Genomic DNA, 16392 nt, shown 5'->3' on the forward strand with positions numbered 1-16392 from the left:
TGACTCCGTCTGCGTCGCACCGGGAGACACGGCGAACACCACGACATCGGTCTTCTTCGCCGCACCTCGGACGGCAACATCTACAGCTCGAAGAACGGCTCGACCTTCACCCTCTTCGCATCCAACACCACCCACCTCGCCGCCGCCGACACCGCCGCAATCTGGTCCAAAACCGATAACAAGGTCACCTACTACAGCTACACAGACCTCGGCGGCATCCCCGCCACCGCCACCATCACCGACGTCGCCACCTGCAGCGACGGCGTCAGCGGACACTGGGGCTTCGCCCGCACCTCGGACGGCAACATCTACAGCTCGAAGAACGGCTCGACCTTCACCCTCTTCGCATCCAACACCACCCACCTCGCCGCCGCCGACACCGCCGCAATCTGGTCCAAGACACAGGCCTGCTGACGCCGGCGTCAGAGCGTCAAGCGGCCGCGCTCACCTCTACTGAACTGTCCTTCAGGCTGCTCCGAAGGGGATCAATACGAACGCTTAGCGCTAGCGAATATTCACTGGCCGTTGGGCCAGACGCACGGGGCGCCGGACCTCTGGTCCGCGCCCCGTGCGTCTTTTCCATTTGACGACGCGCCGGGCGTTCGAGCTGTGAAGGGCGAAGCCTTCATGCCGCGGGCGGTACGACCTCTGCTACGGAGGCCAGCGCCCGCTCCGCAATCACCCGCGCGTACGCCAGGCCCGAGTCCTTCACGGACCGCACCTGCGTGGCGTAGTCGACGTGCACGATGCCGAAGCGCTTGTCGTAGCCCCAGGCCCACTCGAAGTTGTCCAGCAGCGACCAGTAGAAGTAGCCGCGGACGTCGATGCCCTTGTCGACGGCATCCAGGATCGCGGAGAGGTGAGCCTCGACGAACTCGACGCGCTCGGTGTCGTGGACGCGCGTCTCGCCGTCCTCCGTCACGGGGACGTCGTCGTAGGCGGCACCGTTCTCGGTGATGTACAGCGCGACGCCGGGCTCGGCGGAGTACTCGGCGCTCACGCGCTCGAGCAGGCCGGTCAGGGCCTCGGGCTGCACCTCCCAGCCCATCGTCGTGCGCGGCAGGCCCCGCTCGTGCCAGTAGAGGTTCTCGTGCGCGGGGAACGGCGACGCGATCGGACGCACCGTGGGGGCGTCACCCCCGGGCGGGTTCACGAGCGGCGGCGTGCCGCCGACGAACTCGCCGTGGTAGTAGTTCACGCCGAGCGTGTCGATCGGGGTCGAGATGACGTCGAGGTCGCCCGGCTGCACGGCATCCTGCCAGCGGAGGACGGCCTCGGCATCCACGTTCCGGAAGTCCTGGATGACGTCGGCCGGGTAGCTGCCCCGGAACACCGGGTCGAGGAACCAGCGGTTGAACTGGCCGTCGATGCGCCGCGCGGCGTCGAGGTCGGCCGGGTTCGTCGGGTCGACGGCATCCGCCACCGTCAGGTTCAGCGTGAGCCCGAGGTTGAGCGAGGCATCGCGGGCGCGCAGCTCGCGGACGGTCTGGCCGTGTCCGAGCAGCAGGTGGTGCGCGGCGAGCATGCCCTCGGCCTGCGAGTAGTGGCCGGGGGCATGGGCACCGGCGGTGTAGCTGAGGAACGACGAGCACCACGGCTCGTTGAGCGTCGTCCACACGTTCACGCGGTCGCCGAGAGCGTCGTGCATGTCGAGCGCGTACTCGGTGAAGAGGTCGCTCGTCTCGCGAACGGTCCAGCCGCCACGGTCCTGCAGAGCCTGCGGAAGATCCCAGTGGTAGAGGGTCAGCCACGGGAGGATGCCGGCATCCAGGAGTTCGTCGACGAGCCTCTTGTAGAAGTCGACACCCTTCGGGTTGAGCGCGCCGCCGTCGGGGCGGACGCGCGACCACGAAGCCGAGAAGCGGTAGGTCTGCAGGCCGAGGCTCTTCATGACCTGCACGTCGTCGGCATAGCGGTGGTAGTGGTCGCACGCGACGTCGCCGTTGTCGGCGTTGATCACCGCGTCGGGGACCCGGCTGAAAGCGTCCCAGATCGAGGACGTGCGCCCGTCCTCGAACGCGGCTCCCTCGATCTGGTACGCGGCGGTCGCCGCGCCGAAGAGGAAGCCCTCGGGAAAGGCTCGGGAATGGGACATGTGTCGGGTTCCTTCCGTGGGCGCAAGCGTCATCCCTTGACCGCCCCTTGCATGATGCCACTGACCAGCTGCTTGCCCGCGAAGACGAACAGCAGCAGCAGCGGGATCGTCGACAGCAGCACGCCCGCGAGCACGATGGAGTAGTCGACGAAGTAGTTGGACTGCAGCAGCGAGAGCGCCACCGGCAGCGTCGGGTTCTGGCGGTCGAGCACGATGAACGGCCAGAAGAAGTTGTTCCACGCGCTCACGAACGTGAACAGGGCGAGCATCGCCGCGGCGGGCCGCGCCGCGGGCACCCCCACCGTGAGGAACGTGCGGAACGAGCTGGCGCCGTCGACGCGCGCCGCCTCGATGAGTTCGTCGGGCACCGCTTGGCGCAGGTATTGCGTCATCCAGACCACGCGAAGGGCGCTGGTCAGCGCCGGAATGATGATCGCGCCGAGCTGCCCGGTCCACCCGAGCTCACTGAACAGGATGTACAGCGGCACGACGCCGAGCTGCGTCGGCACGGCCATCGTCGCCACGACGAAGACCAGCAGCCACGGACCGCCGCGGAACTTCAGCTTCGCGAACGCCCACCCCGCGAGGGTGGAGAAGAAGACGACGGATGCCGCGATCAACCCGGAACTGATGATCGAGTTGATCAGTGCGGGCCAGAAGTTGACCGCGGGGTCGCCGATCACGGACGCGGCGTTGGCGAAGAAGTTGCCCCCGGGGATCCACGACCGGTTCGCGTCGCGGATCGTGGACGAGTCTCCCGACCCGATGAGGAGCGACCAGTAGAAGGGGAACACGCTCGCGAGCAGCACCGCGCCGAGCGCGGCGTACACGAACCACCCGGGGCGGGAGCCGCGCACCGGGCGCCGGCGGCGCGGAGCCGGCAGCTCGGGATCGGCGATCGGGACGGGGGCGGCGTTGACGGCGGTCATCGGCCCGCCTCCTCTCTGGCGGCGCGGGTGCGCGGGGTCGTGGCATCCCGTTCCAGGTCTCTCTTCGCGGCGCGCGCCTGAGCGCGCATCTCGCGGCGGGACCTCGCATCGCGGCGACCCTCGTCGCGCACGACGGAACGGGTGATGAACAGGTTGATCACGCCGATGGCGAGGATGATGAGGAACAGGATCCAGGCGAGCGCCGCGGCGCGGCCGAAGTTCCACTCGCCCCAGCCGACGTTGTAGAGCCACAGCGTCACGGTGAGCCACTGGTTGTCGGCGCCACCCGTGCCGTACTGGTCGTACATGCGAGGCTCGTCGAAGATCTGCAGGCCGCCGATCGTCGAGGTGATGATGACGAAGATCAGCGTGGGCTTGAGGCTCGGGAGCGTGATCGAGAAGAACTGTCGCAGCTTGCCCGCGCCGTCGACGGTCGCGGCCTCGTAGTACTCGCGCGGCACGGCCTGCATCGCCGCGAGAAGGATCAGGGTGTTGTAGCCCGTCCAGCGGAAATTGACCATCGTGGCGATCGCGATGTGACTGGCGAAGGCGTCCGAGTGCCACGAGACGGCCGGCAGACCCAGGCTCTGCAGCGTGGTGTTCACGACGCCGTACTGGTCGCCGAACATGTTGCTGAAGATGAGGGCCACGGCCACGGGGGCCATGACGTAAGGGATGAGGACGCTCATGCGCCAGAACGTCTTGGCGCGGATGTTCTGATCGAGCATCGCGGCGATGAAGATCGCGAGGATCAGCTGCGGGACGCTCGACAGCAGGAAGATGCTGAAGGTGTTGCGCAGGGCGATCCAGAACTTCGGCTGGCTGAGCACCCACGCGTACTGGTCGAAGCCGATGAAGTGCCCCGAGTTGCGGACCAGATCCCAGTCCATGAACGAGATCACCGCGGTGTACGCGATCGGGAAGAGCCCGGTGATCGCGAACAGGATGAAGAACGGCGAGATGTAGAGGTACGGCGAGAGCTTCAGATCCCACGCGCTGCGGCGCTTACTGAAGCCCACCCGCCGGGGCTCGCGGGCGCGCGCTTCCGGCGCCGCGTCCCCCGTGGGGCGTTCGAGTGTGCTGGTCACGGTCTGTGCTCCGTTTCTGCCGCGTGAGGGGTCAGAATTTGTCGCCTGCGACGGGGCAGAAGCGACAAATTCTGACCTCTCACGCGAGAAGGGGGACGGGCGACGGATGCCAGGGGCGCGAAGCCGCGGCCCCTGGCATCCGTTCGCCGGGGTCAGGACAGGGCGTCGACCTCAGTCGCCCACTGCTGCCAGGAGTCGGTCGCGCTCTGCGTGCCGTCTTCGACACGGGTCAGCGCCTTCTGCATGGCGTCGTTGATCTGGAAGTAGAACTTCCCCTTGTACGGCGAGACCTTCACGGCCTGCGCACGCTCGGAGAGGAGCTCACCGACCGGCGCGTTGTTGAAGTACTCGTTCGTGCTGCTGAGCAGCGTGTCCGCCTTCAGCGCGTCGCTCTGGCTCGGGAAGGTGCCGGCGTTCTCGAACGCCTTGACCTGCGTCTCGGGGCTGGTCAGCCAGTCGGCGAGTTCCTGGGCGGCCTGGACGTTCTTGCCGTTGGCGGGGACGGTCAGGTACGAGCCGCCCCAGTTGCCGGCGCCGCCGGGGAAGACGTTGGCGATGTCCCAGCCCTTGACGTCGGGGGCGTTGCCGGAGATGACGCCGAGCATCCAGCCGGGGCAGAGCATCGTGGCGAACGCGCCGTTGGACAGGCCCGCGAACCAGTCGTCGGACCACTGGCCGAGGTGCGCCGACTGCGTCGCGCTGGCCTTGAGCACCTGGTCGTAGATCTTCTTGACCTCGGGGTTCTTCGTGGCGGTGATCTCGCCGTTGTCGGGGTTCTCGTACGCGGCCTCGACCTGGTTGATCGCGCCCTGGTACGTGCCGCCGGCGGAGTCGAAGAACGCCTTGCCGGTGGCCGCGACGTACTTGTCGCCCAGCCCGAAGTAGGTGGACCAGTCGCCCTCGAGGAGCTTCGCGACCTCGGCGCGGTCGGTGGGCAGGCCCGCGGCGGCGAAGAGGTCGGAGCGGTAGCAGACGCCCTCGGGACCGATGTCGGTGCCGTAGCCGATGAGGTGGCCGTCGGGGCTCGTGGCGGCCTTCACCTTGTAGTCGAGCCAGCGGCTCTTCAGGTCGTCCGGAACCGGAGCGAGGAGATCGGCGTACTGCATGACCTCGGGCAGCCAGTCGACCTCGATCGCCTCGATGTCGGCGAGGCCCGTCTTACCCAGCTTCTGGAAGTAGTTCTCGCGGGCGTCGTTGCTCGTCGCCGCCTTGTTGTGGACGATCTTCACGTTCGGGTGCGCGTCCATGTACTCCTGCAGGAGCGCGTCGGTGTACCCGAAGTCGTTGAACGTCGCGATGGTGAGGGTGACGTCACCGTCGGGCGATGCGGTGCTCCCGCTGCCGGAACACCCGGCGAGGACGAGGGCGGAGGTGGAGGCGACGGCCGCGACGACCGCGGCACGACGCAGGACACGTGATTTCACAGAACACTCCTTCGTGGTGGATGAGTCGGTGTGCTCCTGTTCGCGGCGCCCCTCGACCTCTGAATCGTGGGAGCGCTCTCACCGACCTGGGAAGACGCTATGGGAACGCTCTCAAGCTGTCAAGAGAGCGCTCCCACGAGGCGGCCGGCGACTCCCGGGACGGCCCCGTAGAATGGCATCCATTGCCCTTCCGACACCTGGAGCTGGAATGCCCACCATCGTCGTCGACGTCATGCCCAAGGCCGAGCTTCTCGACCCCCAGGGAAAAGCCGTCGCCGGCGCCCTGTCGCGACTGGGCGAGAACCGCTTCTCCGACGTGCGGATCGGAAAGCGCTTCGAGCTCACCGTCGAGGGCGAGGTCGACGAGGCCACGCTGGCCCGCGCCCGTGAGCTCGCCGACGAAATGCTCTCCAACGCCGTGATCGAGGACGTCGTGAACATCGAGGTCGTCGAGTGACGACGCGCATCGGGGTCATCACGTTCCCCGGCTCGCTGGACGACCGCGACGCCCAGCGCGCCATTCGCCTCGCGGGCGCTGAACCCGTCGCCCTGTGGCACGGCGAGCACGACCTCCGCGGCGTCGACGCCCTCGTCCTCCCCGGCGGCTTCAGCTACGGCGACTACCTGCGCGCCGGCGCGATCGCCGCGTTCGCGCCGATCATGGCCGAGGTGAAGGATGCCGCGGCCCAGGGCATGCCGATCCTCGGGATCTGCAACGGTTTCCAGATGCTCGTCGAGGCGCACCTGCTGCCCGGCGGTCTGATCCGCAACGCGCACCAGCAGTTCATCCGCCGCGATCAGCGTCTGCGCGTCGAGAACGCCTCGACCGCGTGGACCAGCGCGTTCGACGAGGGCGACGAGATCGTCATCCCGCTGAAGAACGCGGACGGCGGATACATCGCGGATGCCGAGACCCTGGCCCGCGTGAACGGGGAAGGCCTCGTCGCGTTCCGGTATCTGGGTGTCAACCCGAACGGCTCGCTCGACGACATCGCGGGACTCACCAACGAGCGCGGCAACGTCGTCGGCCTGATGCCGCACCCGGAGCACGCCGTCGAGCCCGGCTTCGGCCCCGGCACGTCCGCCGCGATGCGCTCCGGCGTCGATGGGTTGGGCTTCTTCACGTCGGCGATCTCCGCCGTGGTTTCCGCGGCCGCGTAGAACCCCTCCTCCACACCCGCCCGCGGGTGGCCGACCGCCCCGGTCGGCGGTGCAGGCGCGGGCGAAAATCGCACGTTTGTCATATCCTCAGGGGTGGAGTCGTCCCCTGGGGGGAGGCGATTCCAGTGGTCGCTCACGAGCCCGAACTCGCGTCCGGCCGCCCGTCCTGGGTGTCTGTCAATCCACGACGCGATCGCCGTGCACACTTCCGGTGCGGATTTCGCTCGTCCGGCGGAGGTCACATGAGCGATTCCACTGGTTCCATCGAACCCAACGCCACCCTGCGCGCGGCCGCCGCGCACACGGCGATCCGGCTGGAACCGGGTCACGGTCAGCCACTGCCCCGACACCTCTCCCTCTTGGCGGAGGCCGATCTGGGCCCTGCACCGCTGGTGTGGACCGACACGCGGGCCATGCTGCTCTCCGCCATGCTCGTCGCGCGCGCCCGCAACGACGCGCTGGGCGAGGGCCTCGCTCTCATCGAGCGCTACTTCGACACCGGGCGCCTCATCCAACCGGCTGCCCTCTCGGGTCCGGCACGTTCCGGGCTCTTCGCGAGCGTGGCCGAATACTGTGCCGCGATCGGATGGCCGCAGATCGGCGCTCATTACGCCGCGGAGGCGCTGCTCTTCGCCGAGACGCCGGCGCAGCGGTACCGCGCGCTCAGCGTGCAGGCCCTGAACCTCGGGCTCAACGCCGAGTACCCGTCGGCGGCGCAGGCGATCGAGGAGGCGCGCTCGCTGTTCGCGGACCACGGATGGGATGCCGCCGACACCTCGCACTGCCTCCTTCTCGGCGACGGACTCGTGACGGTGAGCAACGCCGACATGGACCACATGCGCGAGATCGCCGACGAACTGGAAGCGGCGCAGCCCGACGACCCCTACTGGAGCTTCAGCGTCGGGATGATCCGCGTGACGACCATGTTCATCGAACGGAACTTCACGACCGGATTGGCGGCAAGCCGAGAGCTCCTCCTCGGTTCGGGTCGCACGCGCAGTTTCCGCATCGTCCGCGACCTCCTCGTGGGGTTGCACGCCGACATGCTCACCGCTCAAGGCGAGTTCGACGAGGCGCTGGCCGTGCTCTCGACCGCGGTGACGCACCCGGGGCACGCGGTCTGCTTCCCGATGCAACGCGCCGGCATCCTTCTGCAGATGGGTCGCGAGCGGGAGGTCATCGACACCACCAATGCCTGCGTCGCGCTGCTCGACGAGCACTGCCTGCGGACCCTCACGCCGCTGCTGACACGGCGCGCCGTCGCCTTCCTCCGCCTCGGGAGCGAGAAGCGGGCGGTGCAGAGCATGGAATCGGTCGTGCGTCTGATCGGTCGGACGGGGGGCTCGGTGACACCGTTCCTCATGATCCCGTTCGACGACACGGAGCGACTGCTCGACCTCGTCACGGAGCACAACCCCGATCTGGTGCCCACCATCGGGATCATGCGACAGCTGCTCCCCGCCATCGCCGCCCGTTCGAAGGGGTCGGGCGCGTTCGCCGTCCTCACCCCCACCGAGCGCGAACTCGCGTACCTGCTGACCTCGACCCTCGGCCTGTCCGACATCGCACGCGCTCGAAACGTCTCACTCAACACCGTGAAGTCTCAGGTGCGTTCGATCTACAGCAAGCTCGGGGTGTCGAGCCGGGAGGATGCCGTCGAGCTACTGCAGCGCCCGGACGAGTGACCCGCGCAGGTACCGTGTTCTCGTGACTCCGCGCGGTGCGACCGACCAGGATGCCGTCATCGACCGCATCCTCGCCCTCTGGAGCGGCGACCTCGAGACGCTTCCGTCCGAGCCGCGGCTCGCCGAGCTGACGGGAGCGTCCCGCGCGTCGGTCCGCGAAGCGCTCGTCCGGCTCGAGGAGCGCGGGTACGTCCACCGCACGCAGGGCACGCGCACGACGCCGAACCGCCGGCTGCCCGACGTCGGCCGCCGCATCGACGAGCAGTTCGACCACTTGCTGTCGATCCGCGGCGCCGGGTACGAGCCGCTGCTCGAGGTCGTGGCATCCGGGGTCCGCGTGCTCCAGGCTGGAGACCCCGATCGCTTCGACGACCTTCCCGACGGGACGCGGGTCTTCCGCACCGTGAAGGTGTGGCGGGTGGACGGGGTGCCCTACGCCCTCGCGGAGGATCTCGTCCCCCTGGTTCGTCCGGTCGACCTCGACCCGGAACACCCGGTCTTCGACCTCGCGGAGGCGGCCAATGGCATCCGGGTCGCGTGGGAAACCTTGTGGGTCGACGCGGTGAGCCTGGATGCCGAACGGGCGGAGCTGCTCGACGCGAGCCCGGGGATCCCGGTGGTCGAGATGACCTACTGCGGGTACGGCACAGGCGACGACGTGGGGTACTGGTCGCGCGAGGTGCAGGTGTCGGCGCCGGCGGGACTGCGCAATGCGCTCATCCGCCGGGTGCGGCACGATCGGGGCGTTTCGGGGGCGTAACGAGGTCGTGAACGTGTCCGACAAGCGGCTCCACAACTTGTCAGACAGGTGTACGGTCGGGACATGACCGAGACGCTCCCCGCCCACTCGCTGACCGCCGCGACGGTCACCGCCGAGAACTTCGCCCCGTTCGGCGTCATCCTGACGCCCATGGCCGACGGCACCCCTTTCACGTCGGAGGAGGCCGTGCTCGACGTATCCGGTGGCATCCCGCGCTTCTATCTCATGTCGCTCGACGACAAGAAGCCGGAGTTCGTCCGGGTCACGCGGCACCTCGAGACCACACAGACGCTCATGGCCGTCGGCGACGTCGAGTGGACGATCGCCGTCGCACCGGCGGGCATCGACGAGCCGACGCTCGACGACCTGCGCGCGTTCCGCATCCCGCCGCGCACCGCGATCACGATGCTCAAGGGCACGTGGCACGCGGGACCGTTCTTCGCCGAGCCGAGCATGGACTTCGTCAACCTCGAACTCGACGACACGAACGTCACCGACCACCACAACTTCCGGCTCGACGACGCCTACGGCGTGCGCGTCGTCGTCGAGTGAGTACGCTCACCCCGCTCGCCGACGCGGGCGCTCGCCTGGCCGCCCTCGAACGCGAGGCCGCGCACCAGGAGGCGCTCAGCGCCGGGGACGGACGCTCGTGGGTCGGCGAGCGCGACGGCGAACACCCGGTCGTGATCGTCGGGGGCGGGCAGGCCGGACTCGTGCTCGCCCGGGGCCTGCGCCGCCGCGGGATCGAGGACGTCGTCGTGCTCGACTCCGCCCCGATCGACGCCACCGGACCGTGGACCACGTACGCCCGCATGCACACGCTGCGCACACCGAAAGACATCGCGTGGCCGACGTGGGGCGTCCCGGCGGCGAGCCCGCGCGCGTGGTTCGAGGCCGTGTACGGCGAAACGGCGTGGGACGACATCGCCTTCTTCCCGACCGTCGCGTGGCAAGGGTTCCTGCAGTGGTATCGCACGGTCGCCGGCATCGAAGTCGTCGGTTCGACCGCGCTGACGTCGATCACCCCGACGGATGCCGACGGCCCCCTGCGCCTGCACCTCGAGGGCCCCGACGGCTCGTGGGTGCTGCTCGCCCGGCACGTCGTGCTCGCCACCGGCATCGAGGGCGCGGGCGGGCGGTACCTGCCGTCGCTGCTCGACGCGCTCCCCGCGGACCGCGTCCATCACACGCACGACGCGATCGACTTCGCCGCCCTCGCCGGGAAGCGCATCGGCATCCTGGGCGCCGGCACCGGCGCGTTCGACAACGCCGCCACCGCGCTCGAGCACGGCGCGGCCGCGGTCGAGGTGCACATGCGGCGCCCCGCGATGCCGCAGGTCAGCCCCTACCGCTGGATGGAATTCTCGGGCCTCATCGAGAATTACGGCTCGCTCACCGACTCGCAGAAGTGGACGTTCAACGTGCACCTCTCCGCCGTCGACCAGCCTGCGACGCAGAACGCGATCTGGCGCGCGCACGCCTTCGACGGCTTCCGTTTCCTGACGTCGTCGCCGTGGCAGTCCGTCGAGTGGGACGGCACCGACGTCGTCGTGACGACGCCGCATGGCATCCATCGGTATGACGTCGTCATCGCCGCGACGGGGATCGTCGCGGATCTCTCGCGTCGCCCTGAGCTGTCGAAGGTGGCTCCGGATGCCACGCTCTGGAGCGACCGCCTCAGCCCGGCGCAGGTGGCGGAGAACCCCGGGCTCGCCGCGTTCCCGTACCTCGACGACGACTTCGGCCTCGTCGGCCGGAGTGCGGCGGCGGGGTCGGCGCTGTCGCGCATCCACATGTTCAACCACGGCGCGCGGATCAGCCAGGGCATGCTGAGCCACCAGATCCCGGGGCTCGTCGGCGGCGCGACCAAGCTCGCCGCGGCGCTGTCGCGACGGCTGTTCACCCGCGACGCCGAGGCGCTGATGGCGGAGTACCTCGCCTACGACGTCCCGGTCGGAGTGCACATCGGACGGCGGCCCGTGCCGGCGGACGTCACGGGCTGAAGCGGCCGCGGTCGCCGGACCCGCGGGTAGCGTGGGGCGGGTGACTTCCTCGCTGATCGTGTCCGTGCCCACCGCCCAGCTCCGCGACGATCTGCAGCCCCTGCCGGACGGCGTGGAGGTGCTCGTCTGGGACATGACGGATGCCGCGCCCCGGCCTCACATCGACATCGTGGTTCCGCCGTACATGTCGATGGACGGCGTCATCGCGCGGCTGTCCGAGGTGTCCACGCGGCTCGTGCAGGGCCAGTCGATCGGCTACGACAACGTCGAGGGCCGCCTGCCCGAGGGCATCGTGTTCGCCAATGCCACGAGCGTGCACGAGACGGCCACCGCCGAACTCGCCGTCGCCCTGACGCTCGCGGCCCAGCGCGCGCTGCCCCGGTTCGTGCGGGCGCAGGACCGCGCCGAGTGGAAGCCGAAGTGGACACCCGGCCTCGCCGACGCCCGGGTCACCTTGCTCGGTTTCGGCGGTGTCGGTCGTGCCGTCGCCGCGCGGCTGAAGCCCTTCGAGGTCGACCTGCGCGCCGTCGCGTCGCACGGTCGGCTGCAGGACGACGTCGAGGTCCTCCCCCTCGGAGAGCTGTACGACGTGCTCGCCGCGACCGACGTGCTGATCGTGTCGCTTCCCGGCGGTGACAGGACGCAGCACCTCGTCGACGACGCCGCGCTGTCGGCCCTGCCCGACGGAGCGCTGGTCGTGAACGTCGGCCGCGGCCCCGTGATCGACACCGACGCGCTCGTCGACCACGTGCAGCGGGGGCGCATCCGTGCGGCGCTGGACGTCACGGACCCCGAGCCGCTGCCCGCCGACCACCCGCTGTGGACCCTCGAGGGCGTGCTCATCGCGCCGCACGTCGGCGGCGCCACGGGAGCGATGCGGCCTCGGATCGCGCGGCTCGTCCGCCGGCAGATCGAACACTTCCTCGCGGGCGAGGAGCCCGAGAACGTGGTGCTGCGCGGCTGACCGGCGCTCCGTACCGACGACGCGAGACTGCATCCGGCCGACATCTCCACTGCAGTCTGCAACGGACTTGTCAGGCGCCTGCAGTCTCGCGGAACGCGTGGGGGTTGCTCAGCCGCCGGCGCGTGCGGCGTACGTGTTGGCCATGGCGGCGACGTCGTCGACGTAGCTGTCGAGGTGGTTGTACGAGAAGATCGCCCGCCGCCAGCCGGAGGCGCTCGTCATCTCGCCGGCGGCGCACAGGTAGCGGCCCGCGGCGAGCGCAGCGTCGTCGATCTGGTTCGGGTCGGCCACCCCGTCGCCGTTGCCGTCGGCTCCCCACCGCTGCCACGTCGCGGGGATGAACTGCAACGGCCCCACGGCCCGGTCCCAGGTGGCATCCCCGTCCCAGCGTCCGCCGTCGGTGTCGGCGATCGCGGCGCTCGCGCTGCCGTCGAGCGGGATGCCGCGGATCACGGGCTGCGGGTACCCGGCGTCGTCGAGGTGCCCGCCCGAGTGCGTCCCGTGCGCCGACTCGATGGCCCCGATCCCCGCGAGGGTGTTCCAGCCCAGGCCGCACGAGGGCTGCTCGACCTTGAGGGTCAGCGCGGCCGACGCGTACGCCCGGAGGGCGCGTTCCGGGATGCCGGTGGCTGCGGCGGTCCGCGCGCTCCAGGTCGCATCGGCGGTGAAGAGCGGGGCGCTCGACGGCGCGGCGGCCGGGGGCGCGGCGGCCGGGGCGGGATCCGGCGCCGGCACCTCGCTCACCTCGGCGGTGGACGTGGCATCCGTCGTCACCGTCGCAGCGATCTCGGCGGCGGCGGGGGCGGCGATGCGCTCCTCGAGCGGACGCTCACGGCCGGCGGCCTGAGCCGACACCACGAGGACGACGGCGATGCCGACGAAGAGCGCCGCCAGCACGGCGGCGAAGACGGATGACCACGAACGACCGCGGCCGGCGTCGAGATCCACGCGGGCCCTCCCCTGGCATCCACCCGGGTAGCGAACGCCGCGGCGAGACTAGCCCCGCGAGGCGACGCGTCGGTGAACGGCGACTTTCGTTCCGGGGCAGCAGTCGGCGCCCGTGCCCGGCGGGCCGACCCGTTCGGTGTCCAAGACACGCGGACCGGGCCGCGCAGCGTCCGCGTGTCTTGGACACTCAACGTCTGCGGCAGCGCGCAGGCGCAACGACGTCTACGGCAGCGCGCAGGAAGGAACGCGGCGGGGGCAGCGCACAGCCGCCAGGGCCCGCCGGCAGAGTCAGCCGCGGAAGCCCGCAGGATTCGCCAGCAGGTCCGCGAATGCCAGCTCGGCGGGGCCGATGAGCATCAGGCGCGAGCGCAGGAGCGCGCGCTCGAGGCGGATCGTGCGTCCCTCGGCGCCGAGCGGGTGCACGCGCACGGCCTCGGCCAGGCGCTCGCGGCTCACCGAGAGCAGCGCGCCCAGGTATCCGGAGAGCACCACGGTCTCGGGGCTGAAGGCGTTGACGAAGTTCGTCAGCGCGAGCGAGAGCGCCTCGACCTGGCGCGTGACCTCGGCCAGCACCCGCGGATCGCGAGCGACGCCGAGCTCGACGTCGAGCTCGTCCTCGTCGAGCTTCCGGCGCCCGAGCAGCGGTTCCAGGAGGTCGAGCCGGACCTCGGCTTCGAGGCATCCATGGCGTCCGCACACGCACGCGCGCCCGCGCGGGTCGATCACGGTGTGGCCGAGTTCGCCGGCGTAGCCGGAGGTTCCGCGCAGCAGCGTGCCGTCGATGATGAGACCCCCGCCGATGCTGTGCATCGCGCCGCCGAGGTACAGCAGGTTCGAGACGCCGACGCCGACACCGAACCGCGACTCGGCCAGGGCGCCGATGCTCGCGTCGTTTCCGGCGGAGACCGGGATGCCGAGCTCGTCGCTCAGACGCGCGGCCACCGGATCGCGCCGCCACCCGAGGGTCGGCGACACCAGCACCGAACCGTTGGCGTTGACGAGGCCGGGCACCGCAAGCCCCGCGCCGACGACGCGGTAGTGCCGGTCGATGTCGGCGCGCATCGCCTCGACGGACGACGCGACGATCTGCACGAAGCGGCGGGGCGACGGCGCGGTCGCCGTGTCGTGGCGGAGCCGCGCGTGCACGACACCGCCGAGCCCGACGAGGGCCACGGTCACGGCGTGCGGTTCCGCGCGGACGCTCAGTGCGGCGACGTGGTCCTCGGGCTCGATGTCGAGCGTGGGCCGACCGACCTTTCCGGTGCGCTCACCGGCCGCGACCTCGCGGACGAGCCCCAGTTCGGTCAGCTCCATGACCAAGCCCGTGACCGTCGAGCGGTTGAGGCCGATGGTGGCGCCGAGCTGCGCGCGTGAGAGCGCTCCCCGCAGGTGCAGCAACGACAGGACGGACGCGAGGTTCTGCTGACGGATCAGGTCGTTCGTCGTACGACCTGCGGGTGGTGCGAGCGGCGTCGCGGGCTCGAACACGGCAGGGGTCATGAGGGGAGCACCTCCACCATTGTCGCATCGCCCGAGTCCCGGTTACGGCCGGTGTGGGGAGCGCNNCTCGAGGCCNCNCTCCCCACCCGATCAGACACCGCCGTTGCGTCGCTTGTTGAAGATGTCGAACGCGACGGCCAGGAGCAGCACGATGCCCTTGATCGCCATCTGCCAGGCCGCGTCGACGCTGAGAATGGAGAGGCCCATGTTGAGCACACCCATCACCAGACCACCGACGACCGCGCCGACGACGGTACCGATACCACCCTGGACGGCGGCGCCACCGATGAACACCGCCGCGATGGCATCCAGTTCGTAGTTCTGACCGGCGGATGCCACGGCACCACCGGCACGCGCGGTGCTGACCACCGCGGCGAGGCCGGCGAGCACGCCCATGTTCACGAAGATGAAGAAGTTGACCCACTTCGTCTTCACACCGCTCATCACGGCGGCGAACAGGTTGCCACCCATCGCGTAGATGTGACGGCCGAACGTCGTGCGGTTCAGCACGAACGTGTACGCCAGCACGAGCACCGCGAGGATGATCAGGACGATGGGCGTGCCGTTGTAGGCGGCGATCGTGAAGGCGACGGCCATGATCGCCACGACGGCGATCACGTTCTTCAGCCAGAACGACCACGCCACCTCGCGGGGCAGCTCCAGGCGGCGCAGCGTCGCGCGGGTGCGCAGCTGCTGCACGATGAGCAGGACGCTCGCGATCGCGCCGAGCACGAGGGTCAGGCTGTCCCAGTTGCCGACGTAACCGAGCGCGGGCGGCAGCCACCCGGCGCCGATCGCCGTGAAGCCGTCGGGCAGGCCACTGATCGTGCCGCCGGTGAGGAGGACCAGCGTGAGGCCGCGGAACAGCAGCATGCCCGCGAGGGTCACGATGAACGCGGGGATCCCGACGAACGCGACCCAGAATCCCTGCCACGCACCGACGACGGCGCCGACGACGAGCGAGAGCAGCACGGCGATGTACCAGGGCAGGCCCCATTGGTTCATCGCGATCGCCGCGATCGCGCCGACCATGGCGACCACCGACCCGACCGACAGGTCGATGTGGCCGGCGATGATGACCATGACCATGCCGATCGCGAGGATCAGCACGTAGGCGTTCTGCTGGATGAGGTTGTTGACGTTGCCCGGCATCAGCAGGCGCCCGCCGGTGAGCACCTGGAACAGCACGATGATGATGATCAGCGCGGCGAGGATGCCGAACTGCCGGAAGTTGATGCGCGCGAGCAGGCCGCGGCGGCGGGGCCCGGGCTGCGTCGGCGCTTCGACCGTCTGGGTGGATGCGGTGGCCATTGCTGTCAGTTCCTTCCGGCGGTCATGTGCCGCATGAGCGTCTCCTGGGTGGCATCCGCTCGGCTGACCTCGGCCGTGATGCGTCCCTCGGAGATGGTGTAGATGCGGTCGGAGAGGCCGATGACCTCGGGCAGCTCCGACGAGATGACGATGACGGCCTTACCCTGGGCCGCGAGTTCGTTGATGATTCCGTAGATCTCGTACTTCGCCCCGACGTCGATGCCGCGGGTGGGCTCGTCGAGGATCAGCACGTCGGGTCCGGTGAACATCCACTTCGACAGGACGACCTTCTGCTGGTTCCCGCCGGAGAGGCGTCCGGTGATCGCGGCGACGCTGGGCGCCTTGGACAAGATCGACGGCACCCACGCCACGGTCGAGGGCGGCGACGTCACCGTCTCCGGCTCGGGCGACTCGATCAAGGTCAACGACGCCAACGTCATCTGCGGTGGCGTCCAGACCGCCAACGCCACCGTGTACCTCATCGACTCGGTGCTGATGCCCCCGGCTGCGAATCCCCGCTCCGA

14 protein-coding genes and 2 pseudogenes are annotated in these 16392 nt (G+C 69.6%); 8 read left to right on the forward strand and 8 right to left on the reverse strand.

The features are described 5' to 3' along the window. Window positions 1-625: 625 nt before the first annotated feature. From I5G_RS08290 to I5G_RS08305, 4 genes are all read right to left on the reverse strand, one after another. On the reverse strand, window positions 626-2095 hold the full coding sequence (locus I5G_RS08290; protein ID WP_022878636.1) for a glycoside hydrolase family 1 protein: 1470 nt from the start codon (window positions 2093-2095) through the stop codon (window positions 626-628). A gap of 29 nt (window positions 2096-2124) precedes the next feature. Further along, entirely contained in the window at window positions 2125-3024 is a 900-nt protein-coding gene (locus I5G_RS08295; protein ID WP_022878637.1) for a carbohydrate ABC transporter permease, read from the reverse strand. Beyond that, the gene (locus tag I5G_RS21420; protein ID WP_022878638.1) at window positions 3021-4112 is read right to left on the reverse strand and encodes a carbohydrate ABC transporter permease; all 1092 of its coding nucleotides are present in this window, start codon (window positions 4110-4112) and stop codon (window positions 3021-3023) included. The genes I5G_RS08295 and I5G_RS21420 overlap by 4 nt, the downstream gene beginning before the upstream one ends. A gap of 152 nt (window positions 4113-4264) precedes the next feature. Continuing rightward, complete coding sequence (locus tag I5G_RS08305) at window positions 4265-5536, reverse strand: ABC transporter substrate-binding protein (RefSeq protein WP_022878639.1); 1272 nt, start codon at window positions 5534-5536, stop codon at window positions 4265-4267. Between the two features lie 208 nt (window positions 5537-5744). On the opposite strand from I5G_RS08305, the gene purS reads away from it, so the two are divergent. The 7 genes from purS to I5G_RS08340 all read left to right on the forward strand — a co-directional run bounded on the left by purS (window position 5745) and on the right by I5G_RS08340 (window position 12109). Next, on the forward strand, window positions 5745-5993 hold the full coding sequence (purS, locus tag I5G_RS08310; RefSeq protein ID WP_022878640.1) for a phosphoribosylformylglycinamidine synthase subunit PurS: 249 nt from the start codon (window positions 5745-5747) through the stop codon (window positions 5991-5993). Further along, the gene (gene purQ / locus I5G_RS08315; RefSeq protein WP_022878641.1) at window positions 5990-6697 is read left to right on the forward strand and encodes a phosphoribosylformylglycinamidine synthase subunit PurQ; all 708 of its coding nucleotides are present in this window, start codon (window positions 5990-5992) and stop codon (window positions 6695-6697) included. Before purS ends, purQ begins: the two co-directional genes overlap by 4 nt. Window positions 6698-6939: 242 nt before the next feature. After that, the gene (locus I5G_RS08320) at window positions 6940-8382 is read left to right on the forward strand and encodes a response regulator transcription factor (RefSeq protein WP_022878642.1); all 1443 of its coding nucleotides are present in this window, start codon (window positions 6940-6942) and stop codon (window positions 8380-8382) included. A gap of 22 nt (window positions 8383-8404) precedes the next feature. Beyond that, on the forward strand, window positions 8405-9142 hold the full coding sequence (locus tag I5G_RS08325) for a GntR family transcriptional regulator (RefSeq protein WP_022878643.1): 738 nt from the start codon (window positions 8405-8407) through the stop codon (window positions 9140-9142). 63 nt (window positions 9143-9205) lie between these two features. Further along, the gene (locus I5G_RS08330) at window positions 9206-9694 is read left to right on the forward strand and encodes an ureidoglycolate lyase (RefSeq protein WP_026095771.1); all 489 of its coding nucleotides are present in this window, start codon (window positions 9206-9208) and stop codon (window positions 9692-9694) included. Further along, entirely contained in the window at window positions 9691-11145 is a 1455-nt protein-coding gene (locus I5G_RS21425) for an FAD-dependent oxidoreductase (protein WP_022878645.1), read from the forward strand. Before I5G_RS08330 ends, I5G_RS21425 begins: the two co-directional genes overlap by 4 nt. A 40-nt stretch (window positions 11146-11185) precedes the next feature. Further along, the gene (locus tag I5G_RS08340; protein ID WP_022878646.1) at window positions 11186-12109 is read left to right on the forward strand and encodes a 2-hydroxyacid dehydrogenase; all 924 of its coding nucleotides are present in this window, start codon (window positions 11186-11188) and stop codon (window positions 12107-12109) included. Window positions 12110-12217: 108 nt separating this feature from the next. Here I5G_RS08340 and I5G_RS08345 read toward each other — a convergent pair whose 3' ends face one another. From I5G_RS08345 to I5G_RS23975, 4 genes and pseudogenes are all read right to left on the reverse strand, one after another. After that, window positions 12218-13057: a lytic transglycosylase domain-containing protein gene (locus tag I5G_RS08345; RefSeq protein ID WP_022878647.1), complete on the reverse strand. Its 840-nt coding sequence runs from the start codon at window positions 13055-13057 to the stop codon at window positions 12218-12220. 288 nt (window positions 13058-13345) lie between these two features. Then, window positions 13346-14557 (reverse strand): ROK family protein, encoded by a 1212-nt coding sequence (locus tag I5G_RS08350; protein WP_022878648.1) that lies wholly within the window; start codon window positions 14555-14557, stop codon window positions 13346-13348. Between the two features lie 90 nt (window positions 14558-14647). After that, window positions 14648-15868 carry a multiple monosaccharide ABC transporter permease gene (gene mmsB, locus I5G_RS08355; RefSeq protein WP_022878649.1) on the reverse strand — a complete coding sequence of 407 codons (1221 nt, stop codon included), beginning with the start codon at window positions 15866-15868 and terminating at the stop codon, window positions 14648-14650. Between the two features lie 5 nt (window positions 15869-15873). After that, window positions 15874-16212: pseudogene (locus tag I5G_RS23975) on the reverse strand (ATP-binding cassette domain-containing protein); the annotation flags it as partial. A gap of 4 nt (window positions 16213-16216) precedes the next feature. Here I5G_RS23975 and I5G_RS23980 point away from each other — a divergent pair. Further along, window positions 16217-16392: pseudogene (locus I5G_RS23980) on the forward strand (fasciclin domain-containing protein); the annotation flags it as partial.

The organism is Microbacterium sp. B19 (genome assembly GCF_000333395.1).
In the GTDB taxonomy this organism is placed as follows: Bacteria; Actinomycetota; Actinomycetes; order Actinomycetales; family Microbacteriaceae; genus Microbacterium.

Excerpts from the sequence above, each read along its gene's own strand:
- I5G_RS08290 (WP_022878636.1), bottom strand. The coding sequence starts at position 2,095 with ATGTCCCATTCCCGAGCCTTTCCCGAGGGCTTCCTCTTCGGCGCGGCG.
- I5G_RS08295 (WP_022878637.1), bottom strand. The coding sequence starts at position 3,024 with ATGACCGCCGTCAACGCCGCCCCCGTCCCGATCGCCGATCCCGAGCTG.
- purS (WP_022878640.1), top strand. The coding sequence starts at position 5,745 with ATGCCCACCATCGTCGTCGACGTCATGCCCAAGGCCGAGCTTCTCGAC.
- I5G_RS08320 (WP_022878642.1), top strand. The coding sequence starts at position 6,940 with ATGAGCGATTCCACTGGTTCCATCGAACCCAACGCCACCCTGCGCGCG.
- I5G_RS08330 (WP_026095771.1), top strand. The coding sequence starts at position 9,206 with ATGACCGAGACGCTCCCCGCCCACTCGCTGACCGCCGCGACGGTCACC.
- I5G_RS08350 (WP_022878648.1), bottom strand. The coding sequence starts at position 14,557 with ATGACCCCTGCCGTGTTCGAGCCCGCGACGCCGCTCGCACCACCCGCA.
- mmsB (WP_022878649.1), bottom strand. The coding sequence starts at position 15,868 with ATGGCCACCGCATCCACCCAGACGGTCGAAGCGCCGACGCAGCCCGGG.